The organism is Arthrobacter sp. P1_C12_2, from assembly GCF_056406415.1.
The window spans coordinates 139,718-155,866 of the sequence record NZ_JBFUAF010000012.1 but is presented as its reverse complement, the minus strand read 5'-3'; the positions used below and the strand labels follow the sequence as shown (position 1 = coordinate 155,866).

Genomic DNA, 16,149 nt, shown 5'->3' with positions numbered 1-16,149 from the left:
CCCCCGAGATCCAGTACCTGATGGGCCGGCGCAAGGAACTCGGCGGCTTCGTCCCCGAGCGGCGCTCCAAGCACGTCGACGTCACCCTCCCGGATGAGAAGGCCTACGAAGTCGCCAACCGCGGCTCCGGCAAGCAGCATGCCGCCACCACCATGGCCTTTGTCCGCCTGCTCAAGGACCTCATGCGGGACAAGGAGTTCGGCAAGCGGATTGTGCCGATCATTCCGGATGAGGCCCGCACGTTCGGCATGGACGCGTTCTTCCCGACCGCGAAGATCTACAACCCGAACGGCCAGAACTACCTCTCCGTGGACCGCGAGCTCGTCCTGGCGTACAAGGAGTCCATCTCCGGGCAGATCGTGCACGCCGGCATCAACGAGGCAGGGTCCGTGGCAGCCTTCACCGCCGCCGGCACGTCCTACGCCACGCACGGCGAACCGCTCATCCCGGTCTACGTCTTCTACTCGATGTTCGGCTTCCAGCGCACCGGCGACTCCTTCTGGGCCGCCGCGGACCAGATGACCCGCGGGTTCATCATCGGCGCCACCGCAGGACGCACCACCCTGACCGGCGAAGGCCTGCAGCACGCCGACGGCCACTCCCCGATCCTCGCCGCCACGAACCCGGCCGTCGTCACCTACGACCCGGCATACGGCTACGAGATCGGCGTCATCATGCGCGACGGTCTGGAGCGGATGTACGGCCCCGGCCCGGCCGACAACGATCCGTCGCGGAACGTGATGTACTACATCACGGTCTACAACGAGCCGATCCTGCAGCCGGCGGCACCGGCGGAACTCGACGTCGAGGGCATCATCAAGGGCATCTACCTGCTCGCACCGGCCAAGATTGACGGCCCGCGCACGCAGATTCTCGCCTCCGGCGTGTCCGTGCCCTGGGCCCTCGAAGCGCAGCGGGTCCTCGCCGAGGACTGGGGCGTCTCCGCCGACGTCTGGTCCGTGACGTCCTGGAGCGAACTGCGCCGCGACGCCATGGCCGCCGAGGAAGAGGCCTTCCTCAACCCCGGCCAGCCCGCCCGCGTCCCGTTCGTGACCCAGCAGCTCGCCGGCGCCACCGGGCCGATCGTTGCGGTCACCGACTACATGAAGGCCGTGCCGGACCAGATCCGGCAGTTCCTCCCGAACGAGTTTGCCTCGCTCGGCGCGGACGGCTTCGGCTTCTCCGACACCCGCGCTGCCGCACGCCGCTTCTTCAAGAACGACATCCACTCGGTTGTGGTCCGTTCCCTGGAGATGCTGGCCCGCCGCGGCGAGGTCGACGCCCAGGCGCCGGCCCAGGCGATCGAGAAGTACCGTCTGCACAACGTCAACGCCGGCACCACCGGCAACGCGGGCGGCGACTCCTAAGCAAGCCAGCGTTCGACGGCGGCTCCCACCGAAAGGTGGGGGCCGCCGTCGGGCTTTTAACCCCTTCGTCTCCCTCACGTCTCCCGCCCGCCTCCCCTCCTGTCTCCCTCCGGGGGTCCCGCTTTAGACTGCTGCGTGCCGCTGTGATGCAGGACAACGGCAGTTGTAGCCTTCGCACAAATGGAGCTTGGACGGCGCGCCCCGTATGCTCAATGCATGGCAGAGCCGATCACCACTCCCGAAAAACGCAAGCCGAGCTCAAGGGCGATGACTCCGGAGAAGGCCGAGACCCTCAAGAAGCTCCGGTCCAGCGTGGGCCAGCTGTCGACGACGACGCTGCGCCAGTTGGAGAAGTCCCTGCCGTGGTACGGCCGGCTGAACTCGGATGAGCGTTCCGCCCTGGGCATGGTGGCCCAGAACGGCATCGCGGCCTTCGTCACCTGGTACGAGCGGCCGAGCTCGCCGTCGTGGATCCTCTCCGACGTCTTCGGCACCGCACCCACCGAACTGACCCGCTCCATCAGCCTCCAGAAGGCGCTCCAGCTGATCCGGATCGTCGTGGAAGTCGTGGAGGACCAGGTCCCGGTCATCGCCCCGGAAGCGGACCAGGGCGCCCTCCGGGAAGCCGTGCTGCGCTATTCACGGGAGGTCGCGTTCGCGGCCGCCGACGTCTACGCGCGAGCCGCGGAGTCCCGCGGCTCCTGGGATACCCGGCTGGAAGCCCTCATTGTCGATGCCATCCTCCGCGGCGAAAACACGGACGCGCTGCGGTCCAGGATCGCGGCCCTGGGCTGGAAAGCGCAGGAGCGCTTCACCGTCATGGTCGGGAATTCCCCGTCCGAACCAAGCGCCAGCTACGTCAGCGAGCTGCGGCGCACCGCGGGGCGCTTCGCCGAGGACGCCCTCGTGGGGATCCAGGGCGACCGCCTCATCCTCATCCTGGGCGGGGTCCACGACCGGGAGACCGCGTACCTGAAACTCAGCGAACTCTTTGCCCCCGGCCCGGTGGTCTACGGCCCGGAGGCAGGGTCCCTCCTGGAAGCCAGCGGCTCGGCCCAGTCAGCCTTTGCCGGCCTCACCGCGGCCCGCGCATGGCCCTCCGCGCCGCGCCCGGTAGCGGCCGATGACCTGCTCCCGGAGCGGGTGATCTCCGGCGACGACGCCGCCCGTCGCTCGCTGGTCAAGAACATCTACCGCCCTCTGCTGGCCGCTTCCAACGGGCTGGTGGAGACCCTCGGCACGTACTTGGAGCTGGGCCATTCGCTTGAGGCCACGGCCCGGGAACTCTTCGTCCATGCCAACACGGTGCGCTACCGGCTCAAGCGCGTCTGTGACGTCACCGGCTGGGATCCGCTGCTGCCGCGGGAGGCGTTCGTGCTCCAGACAGCCCTTGTCGTGGGCCGGCTTTCCACCCCGCCGAAGGCCCCCACGGAGCGGCAGCCTCCCCGCAACGGCTCCTGAACCGTTGTAGACTTCCTACAAACTGACCCAGTGAGCTTGGTGCATGAAAACACGAATGTTCACGCAGTAATTTGGAAAGCTGGTTACGTGCTTGCAATCGTTTGCCCTGGACAGGGCTCCCAGACCCCTGGTTTTCTGGCCCCTTGGCTGGAACTGCCACCCGTCGCAGGCCTTCTGGCCTCCCTCAGCGAAATAGCAGGCATCGACCTCACCGCCCACGGCACCACCTCCGATGAGGAGACCATCAAGGACACTGCGGTCGCGCAGCCCCTGATCGTCGCTGCTGGCCTGGTGACCGCAAGGTCGCTGTTCGACGTCGAACTCGGCACGCTTCCGGTTATCCTTGCCGGCCACTCCGTCGGCGAAATCACCGCGGCTTCCCTCGCCGGTGTGCTGACGGAAACCGAAGCCATGACGTTCGTCCGCGAACGCGCCAACAGCATGGCAGCCGCTGCTGCCGCCACCCCGACCGGCATGAGTGCCGTCGTGGGCGGCGACCCCGCCGAGGTCCTGGCAGCCATTGGCGCCGCCGGGGCCACGGCCGCCAACGTCAACGGGGCGGGCCAGACCGTCGCTGCCGGCACCCTGGAACAGCTCAAGGCCCTGGCGGAGAACCCGCCGGCCAAGGCCCGGGTCATCCCGCTGAAGGTCGCGGGCGCGTTCCACACCTCGCACATGGCCCCCGCGGGCGCGGCACTGCAGGCCCTGCGCCCGTCGCTGCACCCGAAGGATCCGCAGGTCCCGCTGCTGTCCAACTTCGACGGCGCGGAAGTCACCGACGGCGCCGCCGCGGTCGACAGCCTGATCGCCCAGGTCTCCCGTCCGGTCCGTTGGGACCTCTGCATGGAGACCATGGTGCAGCGCGGGGTGACCGGCGTGATCGAGCTGGCTCCCGCCGGAACACTGGCCGGCCTGGCAAAGCGCGGCATGCCCGGCGTCAAGACCGTCACCGTCAAGACCCCGGACGACCTTTCCGCGGCCCTGGCCCTATTTGCAGAACTGGAGGGCGGCGCATGAGCGTTCCCACTCTGAAGCAGGCGCCCGTGCAGCCAAACACCCGCATCATGGGTGTCGGCGCGTACCGGCCCAGCGTGATCGTGACCAACGAGGACGTGTGCCAGTGGATCGACTCGTCGGATGAGTGGATCCGCCAGCGCACCGGCATCATCACCCGGCACCGTGCGCCCGCCGATGTCAGCGTGATTGACATGGCCGAGGGCGCCGCCCGTGAGGCGCTGCAAAAGGCCGGCATCGAGGCCTCCCAGCTCGGCGCCGTGATCGTTTCCACGGTCACCCACCCGTACGCGACCCCGTCCGCTGCCGCGAGCCTCGCCGACCGCCTCGGCGCGACGCCGGCCCCGGCGTTCGACATTTCCGCGGCGTGCGCCGGCTACTGCTACGGCATCGCCCAAGGCGACGCCCTGGTGCGTTCCGGCGCGGCCGCCTACGTCCTGGTGGTCGGTGCCGAGAAGCTCTCCGACGTCATCGACAACACGGAACGGACCATCTCCTTCCTGCTCGGCGACGGCGCGGGCGCCGTCGTGATCGGCCCCTCCGACACCCCGGGCATCGGCCCTTCAGTGTGGGGTTCGGACGGCAGCAAGTGGGATGCCATCGGCATGACCCACTCCATGTTGGACATCCGCGAGCTCGCACTGACCGGCAAGCACGGCGCCGCTGTCAGCGACGAGGAAGCGGCAGTGACCRATGCGTCCCTGTGGCCGACCCTGCGTCAGGACGGCCAGACCGTCTTCCGCTGGGCCGTATGGGAAATGGCCAAGGTGGCCCAGCAGGCCCTGGACGCCGCCGGTATCCGTTCCGAGGACCTCGCCGCGTTCATTCCGCACCAGGCCAACATGCGCATCATCGACGAGATGGCCAAGAAGCTGCAGCTGCCCGAGTCCGTCAAGATCGCCCGCGACATCGCCGACGCCGGAAACACGTCGGCGGCCTCCATCCCCCTGGCCACCCACCGCCTGCTTGAGGAAAACCCCGAGCTCAGCGGCGGGCTGGCGCTGCAGATCGGCTTCGGAGCCGGTCTGGTCTTCGGCGCCCAGGTGATTGTGCTTCCTTAGGCAGCCACCGCTTTTCCGAACTGAATATGTTCCGCCCGTTTCACCTTTGCACCGCATGTCCTTCACTTTCAGGGCTCGCCCCGCATGCTGTGCTCACAAGCATTCCCGCACCAAGCCGAACCCTCGGTTTGAATCATTTCCGCCCCTGGCGGCCGGCATTTCACCGGCGGCCGTGGGCAACAACCAGAAAAGGAGCCATCAATGGCTAGCAACGAAGAAATCCTGGCCGGCCTGGCTGAAATCGTCAACGAAGAGACCGGCCTGGCCACCGAAGCTGTCGAAATGGACAAGTCCTTCACCGAGGACCTGGACATCGACTCCATCTCGATGATGACCATCGTGGTCAACGCCGAAGAGAAGTTCGGCGTCCGCATCCCGGACGAAGAGGTCAAGAACCTCAAGACCGTCGGCGACGCCGTCAGCTTCATCTCCAACGCCCAGGCCTAGTCTGGCTTCCGCCGGTATCGGCGGACCCCGGTGCCCGGTCCGGGCGCTCCAGCAGTGCCCGGACCGGACCACCATCAACTGCACGACCCGAAAGTTTTCCCCTCGCAGGCCCCGGCCATCCCGTTCGCGGCTCCGGATACGGCAGGCGCACCGACAGAGAGTGATCCCATGGCACGCAAAGTAGTCATTACCGGTCTGGGTGCCACCACACCCATCGGCGGCGATGTCCCCACGATGTGGAAGAACGCGCTCAAGGGCGTCTCCGGCGCGCACACGCTTGAGGACGACTGGGTGGCCAAGTACGAGCTGCCGGTCCACTTCGCCGCACGCGCCTCCACCCCGGCCCTGGATGTCCTGACCCGGGTCGAGGCCAAGCGCATGGACCCGTCCACCCAGTTCGCCGTGGTCGCGGCCCGCGAGGCGTGGGCCGACTCCGGCATCACCGAAATCGACCACGACCGCCTGGCGGTTGCCTTCGCGACCGGCATCGGCGGCGTCTGGACCCTTCTGGATGCCTGGGACACCCTGCGCGAAAAGGGTCCCCGCCGCGTCCTGCCCATGACCGTGCCCATGCTGATGCCCAACGGCCCGGCCGCGGCGGTCAGCCTGGACCTGGGTGCCCGCGCCGGCGCCCACACCCCCGTCTCCGCCTGCGCGTCCGGCACCGAGGCCGTGCACGTGGGCCTGGACCTTATCCGCGCCGGCAAGGCCGACGTCGTCGTCTGCGGCGGCGCCGAAGCCGCCATCCACCCGATGCCGATCGCCGCCTTCGCCTCCATGCAGGCACTCTCGCGCCGCAACGACGATCCCGAGCACGCCTCACGCCCCTACGATCGTGACCGTGACGGCTTCGTCATGGGCGAAGGCGCCGGTGCCCTGGTGCTCGAGGCCGAGGAGCACGCCCTGGCCCGCGGTGCCCGGATCTACGCCGAACTGGCCGGCACCTCCGTCACCGCCGACGCCTACCACATCACCGCCCCGGACCCCCAGGGTCTCGGCGCCACCCGCGCGCTGAAGGCTGCCATGTTTGACGGCCGCATCCAGCCCGAAGACGTGGTGCACGTCAACGCGCACGCCACCTCCACCCCGGTCGGCGACAAGCCCGAGTACGCGGCGCTCAAGGCCGCCCTGGGCAAGCACGTGGACACCGTCGCGGTCTCGGCCACCAAATCCCAGATGGGGCACCTGCTCGGCGCCTCCGGCGCCGTGGAAGCCGTACTGACCGTCATGGCCATCTACGACCGCAAGGCGCCGGTGACCATCAACCTCGAGAACCAGGATCCGGAAATCCCGCTCGACGTCGTCACGACGGCCCGTGACCTGCCCGCCGGCAGCATCGCCGCGCTGAGCAACTCCTTCGGCTTCGGCGGCCACAACGCCGTGATCGCGGTACGCAGCGTGTAGCTGTACCTGCCCGCAGCTTGCTGAGATAACAGATGGCGGCAATGTTCTTTATGAACATTGCCGCCATCTGCTTTTTGGCGCCTAGCTATGGAATTGCTGCGGTGTGGCGCCCGGTGAGGCCCTAGCCGACCTGGTGGAGCCAGCGCACGGGGGCGCCTTCGGCGGCGTGCCGGAAGGGCTCGAGTTCCTCGTCCCAGGCCTCGCCCAGGGCGAGCGAGAGTTCATGGTAGACGGCCGAGGGGTCGCCGGCGCCGGATTCGTAGGCGTAGCGGATGCGGTCCTCGGACACCATGATGTTGCCGTGGACGTCGGTAGTGGCGTGGAAGATCCCCAACTCCGGGGTGTGCGACCAGCGGCCGCCGTCGACTCCCTGGCTCGGTTCCTCGGTGACTTCGTAGCGCAGGTGCGCCCAGCCTCGCAGAGCGGACGCCAATTGAGCCCCCGTGCCCGGCGTACCGGTCCACGACAGCTCGGCCCGGAACATTCCGGGCGCGGCAGGCTGAGCGGTCCACTCCAGGTCCGTCCGCTTGTCCACGACAGACCCTATGGCCCACTCAACGTGGGGGCACAAGGCAGTCGGGGCTGAGTGAACGAACAACACACCTCGGGTCAGTGCAACAGACATTCCATCCTCCATAGCTGTAGGTACGTCTTCCCCAACGACCTGTGCCTGGATGTCTGTCTGTTGCGCGGATCCGAAATTATGCCGGCGGTCCCTGCCAGACTACTAATATACAACCGGGTTCGAAGCTGGGACGTGGTGCATTCCAGCTTCAAGTTCAACTTGAAACTTCCCGGGCGTGAGTTTTATTCTGCCCTACCCCTCCTAATTACGCCAGTACGATTCGGCGAGTCTTTTCCGCCGCGCCGCGCCCGGTTCCGCGGACCGCTCGGCGGACCCTGGTCCGCTTTGCGCCGGCCGGGTATGCGGGCGGAATCCCGGGCAGGAATCCGGGCCGAATTGTGGGCCTTGTCGGCCGGCCGGACGCGCGGTGCCCAGCGATCCTCAGGCCCGGGGATGCGCCTGCTGGTAGCTCTGCCGGAGTCTTTCGACGGAAACGTGGGTGTAGATCTGGGTGGTGGCAAGGCTGCTGTGTCCGAGGATTTCCTGCACGGCGCGCAGGTCCGCCCCGCCGTCGAGCAGGTGGGTCGCTGCGGAGTGCCGCAGCGCGTGCGGTCCGGTGGCGGCGGTGTCTCCCAGCCGCTCCAGCATCTCCTTGACCACACTGCGGACCTGGCGCTGGTCCACCCTTCCGCCGCGCGCGCCCAGGAAGAGCGCGGGGCCGCTGGTCCCCGTGGCGAGGGCCGGCCGGCCGCGGCGGAGCCAGTCGTCGACGGCGAGCGCGGCCGGCAGCCCGTAGGGCACCGTGCGTTCCTTGTTGCCCTTCCCGAGCACCCGGAGGGTCCTGCGGTCCGGGTCGAGGTCGTCCACGTCCATGCCGGCCAGCTCGCCAACCCGGACACCGGTGGCGTAGAGCAGCTCCACCATGGCGCGGTTGCGCAAGGCCAGCGGCTCCCCCTCGGCCGAGGCCGATTCGGCGTCGTCGACGAGCCGCCGGACCTGTTGCTGGCGCAGGACCCCGGGCAGGGACTTCTCCCGCTTTGGCGCCTTGAGCCGCAGGGCGGGGTCGGCTTCGATCAGCTCCTCGCGGACGGCCCAGGCGGTGAAGGCCCTGGCGGTAGCGGCGCGGCGGGCCAGGGTGGCGCGGGACTTCCCGGACTCGCTCTGGGCCCCGAGCCAGCGCCGCAGGGTCCCGAGCTCCAGCCCGGCAAGGCCCTGGACTCCCTCGGTCGCGGCGTGCGCCAGCAGGCTGTCGACGTCGGAGAGGTAGGCCCGCACGGTATGGGCGGACCGGCCCCGCTCCGCCTCCAGGTAGCGGCCGAAGCGTGCGGCGGCGAGCTGCATATCGCCGGACAGCGCGGCGGGCAGGGCAGCGGGGGGATCCTGTGTAGGCACCCTCCTACTGTGGCAGTATTCCCGGGGCATTCAAGGAGCCGGTCGGCGAGCCGCTCCTTCCCTGCGCAGCCCGCCATGTCAGTCCGCCTTCCCGGAGCGTTTCCAGCCTCCGTGCCGGGATTCGGCCAGGCCCAGCAGCCCCAGCCGGCCCAGGCCCGCGCGGACCGAGTCCGGGCTCAGCCCGGCCACCGTGGCCAGCTTCTCGACCGAGGTGGTGGTCCGCAGCGGCAGGGCATCGAGCAGGATCAGGTCCTCCAGGGTCAGGCCATCGTGGGCCTCAGCCCGGCCAGCCTTGTCCGGAGGCATCGCCTCGCCGCTCGGGGACGCGAGCTCGGCGATCTCCCCGGCATCCGTGACGCACACCGCGCCGCCTTCACGGAGAAGCCGGTGGCAGCCGGCGGAGTTGGCGCTGTGGATGGATCCGGGCACGGCGCCCACGGCCCTGCCCAGGCTTTCGGCGTGGTGGGCCGTGTTCAGGGCACCGGAGCGCCACCGGGCCTCGACGACGACTGTGACGGAGGCCAACGCCGCAATGAGGCGGTTGCGTTGCAGGAACCGGTAGCGGGTGGGCGCGGACCCGGGCGGGACCTCGGCCAGGACTGCGCCCTGGTTCGCCACCGCCCGGAGCAGGTCCTCATTGCCCGCGGGGTAGAAGCGGTCCACTCCCCCGGCCATGACGGCAACGGTGGGCAAGCCGCCCCCGCTGCCGGCCAGGGCCGCCCTGTGGGCGTGGGCGTCAATCCCGTAGGCGCCGCCGGAGACGATCGTAAAGCCACGCTGGGCCAGCGAGTACGCGAGGTCGCCCGTCACCGAAGCCCCGTAGCTGGTGCTGTCCCGGGAGCCCACCAGGGCTACGGACCGGGCCGCCGGGGGCAGCTCCTGTTCCACGCCGCGCCACCACAGGCACAGGGGCTCCTGCAGTCCGAGGTCCGCCAGTTGCCGCGGCCACAACTCATCCGCGGGAATGATGAGCCGTCCGCCGAGCCGCTGCATGGTGGCCAGGTCCCGCTCCGGTGCGAGGTCGGGCACACGCGGGGCCCAACGCTTCAGCGCCTCGGTGAGTCCGGACCAGCCGCTGCCGGAGCCGTTGTCCGCCAGGATTCCGGTGATCTCCTGCTCGAGCCCGGGACCAGGGGCGAGACCGCCGCTGGCAATCCGCAGGGCGTCCTGTGCGCCCGCTGCCTGGACCAGCGCCAGCGCCGCCGCGTCCTGCGGCTCGAACAGCCGGGACAGGGCTGCCCGGGTTGCTCGTTCGTCATCGATCATGGTGGTTCCTTTCGCGTGGCTACGGGTGCGGCTTCGTGGCGGCAGGCTCAGGGTGAGGCCGCGGCGGCCTGGCGGAGACCCAGCGCCTGCCCGACGTCGTCCCCGTCCGGCACGTCCCGCGCGGAGAGGTCCGCGAGGGTCCAGGCGAGGCGCAGCACGCGGTCGTAGCCGCGTGCGGTCAGCACACCGCGCTCCAGCGCGTAGTCCAGGATGCGGGTGGTGGGGGCATCGAGCCGCAGGACCCCGCGCAGCAGCCGCCCGGGGACCTGCGCGTTGGTTTCCATCCCGAACGGCAGCAGCCGGTCCAGCTGACGGCCCCGGGCCGCCCGGACCCGTGCCGCGATGCTGGCGGTGCCTTCCTCGGGTGCAGGCTGGCCGAAGCCGGCGAGCGAGACCCGCTCGACTTCGAGCTGGATATCAACCCGGTCCAGCAGGGGCCCGGACATCCGGGCCTGGTATCGGCGCCGCATGGTGGGCGTGCAGATGCAGTCCACCCCCTTGCCGGTTGCCTTGCCGCAGGGACAGGGGTTGGCCGCAAGGACCAGCTGAAACCGGGCGGGATAGGCCGCGGACCCGGCCGAGCGGTGGATGACCAGCTCACCGCTTTCCAGCGGCTGCCGAAGGGCGTCGAGGACGCCGCGGTCGTACTCCGGGGCCTCGTCCAAGAAGAGCACTCCGCGGTGCGCACGGGACGCTGCCCCGGGCCGCGGCAGCCCGGACCCGCCACCGATGATGGCCACCGCCGTCGCGGTGTGGTGCGGGTTCTCGTAGGGCGGGCGGCGCAGCAGCTGCACGGAGCCCGAGGGCAGCGAACACAGGGAGTGGATGGCGGTGACCTCCATGGCCTCGGTGTCGCCCAGGTCCGGCAGCAGCCCGGGCAGCCGCTCGGCGAGCATCGTCTTCCCGGCGCCCGGCGGTCCGGTCAGCAGCAGGTGGTGGGCCCCGGCGGCGGCCACTTCCAGGGCACGCCGCGCCGCGGCCTGGCCGGAGACATCGCACATGTCTGGTGCCAGGGCGGGACCGGTGCCGGGCTGGGGGTGGTCGGGGTCCCCGGGCCCGGGGTCGAAGTCGAGGGCCAGGTCCTGCGGGTCCGCGCCGCAGTCGAACGCGAGCCGGGCCAGTGTGGCGTAGCCCCGGACCTGTGCGCCGGGGACGAGCTCGGCCTCCGTCACGTTGGCCCGGGCCACGACGACCTCGGGGTAGCCGGCCCGCACCGCGGCCATCACGGCCGGAAGGATGCCCCGCACGGGCCGCAGCCGGCCGTCCAGGCCGAGTTCGGCGATGAAGACCGTGCTGCCCGTGGGCCGGATGTCGTTCGCCGCCAGCAGCACGGCCATGGCGATGGCGAGATCGAAGCCCGAGCCGCGTTTGGGCAGGGACGCAGGGATGAGGTTGGCCGTGATCTTGCGGCGGCTCAGCGGGATCCCCGAGTTCTGGGCCGCGGAGCGGATCCGTTCTTTGGCCTCGTTCAATGAGGCGTCCGGCAGGCCCAGGATCACGAACGCCGGCAGGGTCTGGCCGATGTCGGCCTCGACCTCCACGATGTAGCCGTTGAGGCCCACGAGGGCGACCGAATAGGTCCGGCCCAGCGCCATCTACCCCACCCCCTTGAGGTGCTCGACGGCGGGCTCGCCGATGCCGTCGTCGATCACGGCGATCACGTCCACGCGGCACAGCGGCATGTGCAGCCCCTGGACACGGCACCACGCCGCTGCCAGCCGGTGCAGCCGGGCCAGCTTGTCCGCGCCGACAGCCTCGAAGGGATGGCCGTACGCGAGGGATTTCCGGGTTTTCACCTCGGCGATGACCAGCGCGTCGCCGTCGAGGGCGACAATGTCGATCTCCCCCTCGGGGCAGCGCCAGTTCCGCTCCACGATCCGCATGCCGTGGGCCTTAAGGTAATCCGCCGCGAGGTCCTCCCCGCGCCGGCCGAGCACATCCTTAGCTCTCATGCCTCCAGCGTGGAGGGCCGCTAGGGACGAACACAGGGCCCACTTTGGCTATGTGGGAAACTTCGCCGAATCCCCTGCCTGCCGGAGGCCTGTGGTCCGGGCGGATCCCGGGCAGGCGCCGCCAGCGATCAAGGCCCTGGCGGGCAAGGCATCCAGCAGGGTCTGCGTATCTCATCATGAACGAGTTAGGCGCGACCGATCAGTTCGGCGCCGACGAGAGCCAGCACTAAATCCAGCAGTAGCTACAAGTGCACAAGCCTGATGAAAAGGGTATTCGCAGCGTGTTCAGCACTGCTGATCGCATAATCAAGGCAGGACGAGAAGAACCGCAGGAGGAACAGGAATGAAAGTACTTTTCCTGGATATCGATGGAGTCGTCAACCGCGTGGGTACGAGACAGCGCTATCGCGGCTTCATGGGCATCGATCCTTTCCTGGCGTCCAAGATCGGCAAGATCATCCTCGACACTGACGCAGCCGTTGTTCTTACGTCCACGTGGCGGCACTTCCAAGGCGGCCGTGAAGAAGTGGACCGACACGTTTACAAGACCTTTGACGTTACTCCGACAGCAGACACAGGTTTTCGTGGCGAGGAGGTGAAGATGTGGCTGGACCAGCATCCGGAAGTTACGCGGTATGCCATTGTCGACGATGACACTGACTTCTATGCCGATCAGCCTTTGTTCAAAACGAGCTGGCAAACGGGAATCACCGACGAGGTTGCGCAGCAGGTAACTGAATTTCTAAACAGAGGAGATGACCCTTGAATGAACATCTACCAACGTTGGGAAACCTCGCCGAAGCGTCTGCCGCAGGCCCGTGATCCGGGCGGATCCCGGGCAAGGCGCCGCCAGCAATACAAGCTGTGGCGGCATTGACGGGCTCTGTTGAGGCGATTGTCAGGCAACGAAACGTAGCCAGCGCCCGCATGGTCCGCTTAGGCTTTTCCCAACCCCCGCCACTCCGCGAGGGTGCCCGTATTCTTTCCGAAGGATCGGCGTATGGAACATCGCGCGGCCCAGCCATTGGCGGACGCCCGGTCGTGGGCAGAGACCCAGCCGCTGGGAACGCAGCAGCTTACGGAACCGGATCCGCCCGGCGGGCAGGACGGACACGCTGCCACCGGCTGGCCAGCGCCTTCACCTGCGCCAGCGCCCCAACGGGAACCCGAACCCGAACCCGAACCCGAACCCGAACCCGAACGTCAGCCTGCGGCTCCGGCGGAAAAACACAAGCCCCGGGTGCGGCGGCTGATCGCCAGGGTCCTCAAGCTCACCCTCGCCATGATGGTCATCACAGAGCTGGCCGCCGTCTCTTTCATCTGGTTGACTCCCCCGCGTACTGCCTACATGCTGCAGACCGGCGGCCCGATCGCCTACCAGTACGTGTCCCTGAACCACATCAGCCGCTACGTCATTGCCGCGGCCGTCGCCCACGAAGACCAACAGCTGGGAACGCGTGTTGGCGCGTTCCCAGTTGATGATTTCCGGGACAGGGCCGTCGCCTACCTGCAGGGCAAGGATGACCCGAGCGGTTCCACGGTCCCGCAGCAGCTCGTGAAGAACATCTTCCTGTGGCCTGAACCGAATGCCCTGAGAAAGGGCCTGGAGGCAGGCCTAGCGACCGAGTTCAGCCTCACCCTTACTCCGCAACGGATTATGGAGCTATATCTGAACTACGCGCAGTTCGGTCCAAAGCTGTACGGCATCTGTGCAGCGAGCTGGTACTACTTCGGCGAACCGCCCTGGAACATGTCCGAGTATCAGGCTGCGCAATTAATGGGGGTTCTGCCACTGCCCACACTCGTCACCCGGGCGGCGGAAGGTGGCATCTATCTGGGCCCGGGTGTCCACCCCAAGGTGTGGGACTACGTCAACGGTGCGGCCAACGTGTGGGTCCCCAAGCAGATCGAGGGGCTCGGCGGATGGAAGGCGGCCGTCGCAACCATCGGCATAGGCGACACAGCGTCCGAGCACGCAGCCGAGCGAGGAGCCACAAACCCGGATGGCTGCGCTTCTTATCCGGAGGGTGTGCTGGACCTGCTGCGGCAGCAGGGCATTGCGCTGGACGGCATCGGGAAACCTGCGCCACCCAGGGGCTAAGAAATCAGGCTCAGTTGCCCAGGTCCTCGACCTTGGGCAGAGCAAGTTCCTCGCTGCGTGGCAGTTCCTCGACGTTGACGTCCTTGAACGTGATGACGCGGACGCTCTTGACGAACCGGGCGGAGCGGTAGACGTCCCACACCCAGGCGTCCTGCAGGGTCAGGTCGAAGTAGACCTCGCCGTCGGCGCTGCGGGCCTGCAGGTCAACGTGGTTGGCAAGGTAGAAACGCCGTTCGGTCTCGACCACATAGCTGAACAGCCCGACGACGTCGCGGTATTCGCGGTAGAGCTGTAGCTCCATGTCGGTCTCATAGTTTTCAAGGTCCTCGGCACTCATGGTTCCATCTTGCACCATCCGGCGCCGGCCGCGCGCCACCGGAGGGCCGGCGCCGGTCGCGCGCCACAGGACGAGCCGGCCGCGCGCCACAGGGCGCCACCGGCGGGCCGCACCCTCAGCTAGAGCAGCTGCCAGCTGACCCGGTGGTACGGCGTGGTACCGGCGGTCCGCAGCGCCTCCTTGTGCGCCGCGGTGCCGTAGCCCTTGTTCTCGTCCCAGCCGTAGGCCGGGTATTGCGTGTGCAGCTCGCACATCATCGCATCGCGCTCGACCTTCGCGATGATGCTGGCCGCGGCGACGCTGAGGCACTGCATATCCGCCTTCACCAACGTGTGCACCGGGGCGTCGCAGCCGGGTTCGGCGGGAGCATCGTCAAACAATGAGGGCTGCAGATCGGGCGAGAGCCAGTTGTGGCTGCCGTCCAGCAGGACAACCTCGGGCGTGACGCCGGCGGCGAGCACCGCGAACCAGGCCCGGTTCCCGGCAAGCCGGAGGGCGCCGATGATTCCGAGTGCGTCAATCTCGTTCGCGGACGCATGCCCGACGGCGGAGGCGACGCTCCAGTCCCGGACCAGCGGCACCAGCCGCTCGCGGTCCGCGACCTTGAGCAGCTTGCTGTCCCGGACATCGGCCAGGAGCTTCTGCTGCTGCAGGTCCACGACGGCGATCCCCACGCTGACGGGGCCGGCGAGAGCACCGCGACCGACCTCGTCGATGCCCGCGAGGAGCCGGGCGCCGGAACCGCGGAAGCGGCGTTCGTAGTCCAGGGTGGGGGCGACTGACATGACGGGCAGCTTACTTTCCGGACGGGGCGGGCACGCCGCTGAAGACGCCCGGATAGTTGTCCAGGGCCGACATCCTGTTCAGCGGCCATGCGATGACGGCGGCCTTGCCTTCTATGTCGGACTCGTTGACGAAGCCGCCGTTGGTCTCCATATGGGCGCGGGAATCCGCGGAATGGTTGCGGTTGTCGCCCATGACCCAGACCTTGCCGGCGGGCACGACGACGTCGAAGTCGCGGACCTGGGGGATCTCTGCGGAATTGATGTACTTCTCATTCAGCGGCGCGCCGTTGACGGTGAGCTGACCGCCGGCATCGCAGCAGACCACGTGGTCGCCCGGGAGCCCGATGACGCGCTTGACCAGGTGCTGCTCCGAGTTATCCGGCAGCAAACCGACGAACGTCAGCCCGTCCTGCACCCAAGTGAACGGGCCCTTCGTCTTCTCGGCTGCGGGGGCGAGCCAGCTCTGGCTGTCCCGGAACACCACGACGTCCCCGCGCTGGAGCGCCATGGGCTCGGGCACCAGGAGGTTCACGAAGATGCGGTCGTTCACATCCAGGGTGTTGACCATGGATTCGGACGGGATGTAGAAGGCCCGAAACAGGAAGGTCTTGATCAGGAAGGACAGCACGATCGCCACGATGACTACCGTGGCAACCTCCTTCAGCCACAGGAAGAGCGGGCTGCGCCCTTCACGGGCCTTGGCCTTCCTGGCCCGGCGGGAGGACGGATCGGCGTGGGCGGGACCGGCGGGCCGCTCCCTGTCGCTCCGATCAGCGCCGGTCCGATCAGCGCGCCGCGCTCCGGCAATTTCGTCCGCCGAGACCGACGCCGACGCAACAGCCGGCGCCGCGGCACCCGCGACGTCCGGATCACCAGCAGGTCCATCCGCCGCAGTACCGGCACCGTCTCCTGCAACCGCACCCGCACCATGGCCAGCGCCCGCGCCGGGGGCGTGCTCGTCCGCAACCCGTGCCTGCGGCAGCCGGGTGGTGGGGTG

At 68.4% G+C, this 16,149-nt stretch carries 16 protein-coding genes; 8 read left to right on the top strand and 8 right to left on the bottom strand.

Features of this window, described 5'->3' with window-relative positions; genetic code table 11:
• The 6 genes from AC1DZQ_RS14335 to fabF all read left to right on the top strand — a co-directional run.
• A partial coding sequence (locus AC1DZQ_RS14335) for a transketolase-like TK C-terminal-containing protein (RefSeq protein ID WP_476964153.1) occupies positions 1-1,367 on the top strand: 1,367 nt, incomplete at its 5' end.
• Positions 1,368-1,583: 216 nt separating this feature from the next.
• Positions 1,584-2,828 carry a PucR family transcriptional regulator gene (locus AC1DZQ_RS14330; RefSeq protein ID WP_476964152.1) on the top strand — a complete coding sequence of 415 codons (1,245 nt, stop codon included), beginning with the start codon at positions 1,584-1,586 and terminating at the stop codon, positions 2,826-2,828.
• 87 nt (positions 2,829-2,915) lie between these two features.
• Complete coding sequence (locus tag AC1DZQ_RS14325; protein ID WP_476964151.1) at positions 2,916-3,845, top strand: ACP S-malonyltransferase; 930 nt, start codon at positions 2,916-2,918, stop codon at positions 3,843-3,845.
• A complete protein-coding gene (locus tag AC1DZQ_RS14320) occupies positions 3,842-4,903 on the top strand; it encodes a beta-ketoacyl-ACP synthase III (protein ID WP_476964150.1) in 1,062 nt (353 codons plus the stop codon). The genes AC1DZQ_RS14325 and AC1DZQ_RS14320 overlap by 4 nt, the downstream gene beginning before the upstream one ends.
• Before the next feature lie 201 nt (positions 4,904-5,104).
• Positions 5,105-5,350 (top strand): acyl carrier protein, encoded by a 246-nt coding sequence (locus AC1DZQ_RS14315; protein ID WP_079554778.1) that lies wholly within the window; start codon positions 5,105-5,107, stop codon positions 5,348-5,350.
• Between the two features lie 168 nt (positions 5,351-5,518).
• A complete protein-coding gene (fabF, locus tag AC1DZQ_RS14310) occupies positions 5,519-6,754 on the top strand; it encodes a beta-ketoacyl-ACP synthase II (protein WP_476964149.1) in 1,236 nt (411 codons plus the stop codon).
• Positions 6,755-6,875: 121 nt separating this feature from the next.
• On the opposite strand, the gene AC1DZQ_RS14305 is transcribed toward fabF, so the two are convergent.
• From AC1DZQ_RS14305 to AC1DZQ_RS14285, 5 genes are all read right to left on the bottom strand, one after another.
• Positions 6,876-7,379, bottom strand: a complete 504-nt coding sequence (locus AC1DZQ_RS14305) for a DUF3145 domain-containing protein (protein ID WP_026266435.1) — start codon at positions 7,377-7,379, stop codon at positions 6,876-6,878.
• 381 nt (positions 7,380-7,760) lie between these two features.
• Entirely contained in the window at positions 7,761-8,660 is a 900-nt protein-coding gene (locus AC1DZQ_RS14300) for a tyrosine recombinase XerC (protein WP_476964159.1), read from the bottom strand.
• A gap of 129 nt (positions 8,661-8,789) precedes the next feature.
• Complete coding sequence (gene dprA, locus AC1DZQ_RS14295; RefSeq protein ID WP_476964148.1) at positions 8,790-9,977, bottom strand: DNA-processing protein DprA; 1,188 nt, start codon at positions 9,975-9,977, stop codon at positions 8,790-8,792.
• 47 nt (positions 9,978-10,024) lie between these two features.
• Positions 10,025-11,572 carry a YifB family Mg chelatase-like AAA ATPase gene (locus AC1DZQ_RS14290; protein ID WP_476964147.1) on the bottom strand — a complete coding sequence of 516 codons (1,548 nt, stop codon included), beginning with the start codon at positions 11,570-11,572 and terminating at the stop codon, positions 10,025-10,027.
• Positions 11,573-11,929, bottom strand: a complete 357-nt coding sequence (locus AC1DZQ_RS14285; RefSeq protein WP_476964146.1) for a YraN family protein — start codon at positions 11,927-11,929, stop codon at positions 11,573-11,575.
• Positions 11,930-12,272: 343 nt separating this feature from the next.
• Between AC1DZQ_RS14285 and AC1DZQ_RS14280 the strand changes: the two genes are divergently transcribed.
• The gene (locus AC1DZQ_RS14280) at positions 12,273-12,695 is read left to right on the top strand and encodes an HAD domain-containing protein (protein ID WP_476964145.1); all 423 of its coding nucleotides are present in this window, start codon (positions 12,273-12,275) and stop codon (positions 12,693-12,695) included.
• A 234-nt stretch (positions 12,696-12,929) separates the two neighbouring features.
• Positions 12,930-14,030 carry a transglycosylase domain-containing protein gene (locus AC1DZQ_RS14275; RefSeq protein WP_476964144.1) on the top strand — a complete coding sequence of 367 codons (1,101 nt, stop codon included), beginning with the start codon at positions 12,930-12,932 and terminating at the stop codon, positions 14,028-14,030.
• 10 nt (positions 14,031-14,040) lie between these two features.
• Here AC1DZQ_RS14275 and AC1DZQ_RS14270 read toward each other — a convergent pair whose 3' ends face one another.
• The 3 genes from AC1DZQ_RS14270 to lepB form a co-directional block, all read right to left on the bottom strand.
• Complete coding sequence (locus AC1DZQ_RS14270) at positions 14,041-14,367, bottom strand: DUF2469 domain-containing protein (protein ID WP_018773443.1); 327 nt, start codon at positions 14,365-14,367, stop codon at positions 14,041-14,043.
• 119 nt (positions 14,368-14,486) lie between these two features.
• Positions 14,487-15,152, bottom strand: coding sequence for a ribonuclease HII (locus tag AC1DZQ_RS14265; RefSeq protein WP_476964143.1), 666 nt, complete (start codon positions 15,150-15,152; stop codon positions 14,487-14,489).
• A gap of 10 nt (positions 15,153-15,162) precedes the next feature.
• Positions 15,163-15,960, bottom strand: a complete 798-nt coding sequence (gene lepB, locus AC1DZQ_RS14260; RefSeq protein WP_476964158.1) for a signal peptidase I — start codon at positions 15,958-15,960, stop codon at positions 15,163-15,165.
• Positions 15,961-16,149 lie beyond the last annotated feature (189 nt).

What these genes read in the sequence shown, in the direction of transcription:
- AC1DZQ_RS14330 (WP_476964152.1), top strand. Translation starts at nt 1,584, where the DNA reads ATGGCAGAGCCGATCACCACTCCCGAAAAACGCAAGCCGAGCTCAAGG.
- AC1DZQ_RS14315 (WP_079554778.1), top strand. Translation starts at nt 5,105, where the DNA reads ATGGCTAGCAACGAAGAAATCCTGGCCGGCCTGGCTGAAATCGTCAAC.
- fabF (WP_476964149.1), top strand. Translation starts at nt 5,519, where the DNA reads ATGGCACGCAAAGTAGTCATTACCGGTCTGGGTGCCACCACACCCATC.
- AC1DZQ_RS14305 (WP_026266435.1), bottom strand. Translation starts at nt 7,379, where the DNA reads ATGTCTGTTGCACTGACCCGAGGTGTGTTGTTCGTTCACTCAGCCCCG.
- AC1DZQ_RS14300 (WP_476964159.1), bottom strand. Translation starts at nt 8,660, where the DNA reads ATGCAGCTCGCCGCCGCACGCTTCGGCCGCTACCTGGAGGCGGAGCGG.
- dprA (WP_476964148.1), bottom strand. Translation starts at nt 9,977, where the DNA reads ATGATCGATGACGAACGAGCAACCCGGGCAGCCCTGTCCCGGCTGTTC.
- AC1DZQ_RS14290 (WP_476964147.1), bottom strand. Translation starts at nt 11,572, where the DNA reads ATGGCGCTGGGCCGGACCTATTCGGTCGCCCTCGTGGGCCTCAACGGC.
- AC1DZQ_RS14285 (WP_476964146.1), bottom strand. Translation starts at nt 11,929, where the DNA reads ATGAGAGCTAAGGATGTGCTCGGCCGGCGCGGGGAGGACCTCGCGGCG.
- AC1DZQ_RS14280 (WP_476964145.1), top strand. Translation starts at nt 12,273, where the DNA reads ATGAAAGTACTTTTCCTGGATATCGATGGAGTCGTCAACCGCGTGGGT.
- AC1DZQ_RS14275 (WP_476964144.1), top strand. Translation starts at nt 12,930, where the DNA reads ATGGAACATCGCGCGGCCCAGCCATTGGCGGACGCCCGGTCGTGGGCA.
- AC1DZQ_RS14270 (WP_018773443.1), bottom strand. Translation starts at nt 14,367, where the DNA reads ATGAGTGCCGAGGACCTTGAAAACTATGAGACCGACATGGAGCTACAG.
- AC1DZQ_RS14265 (WP_476964143.1), bottom strand. Translation starts at nt 15,152, where the DNA reads ATGTCAGTCGCCCCCACCCTGGACTACGAACGCCGCTTCCGCGGTTCC.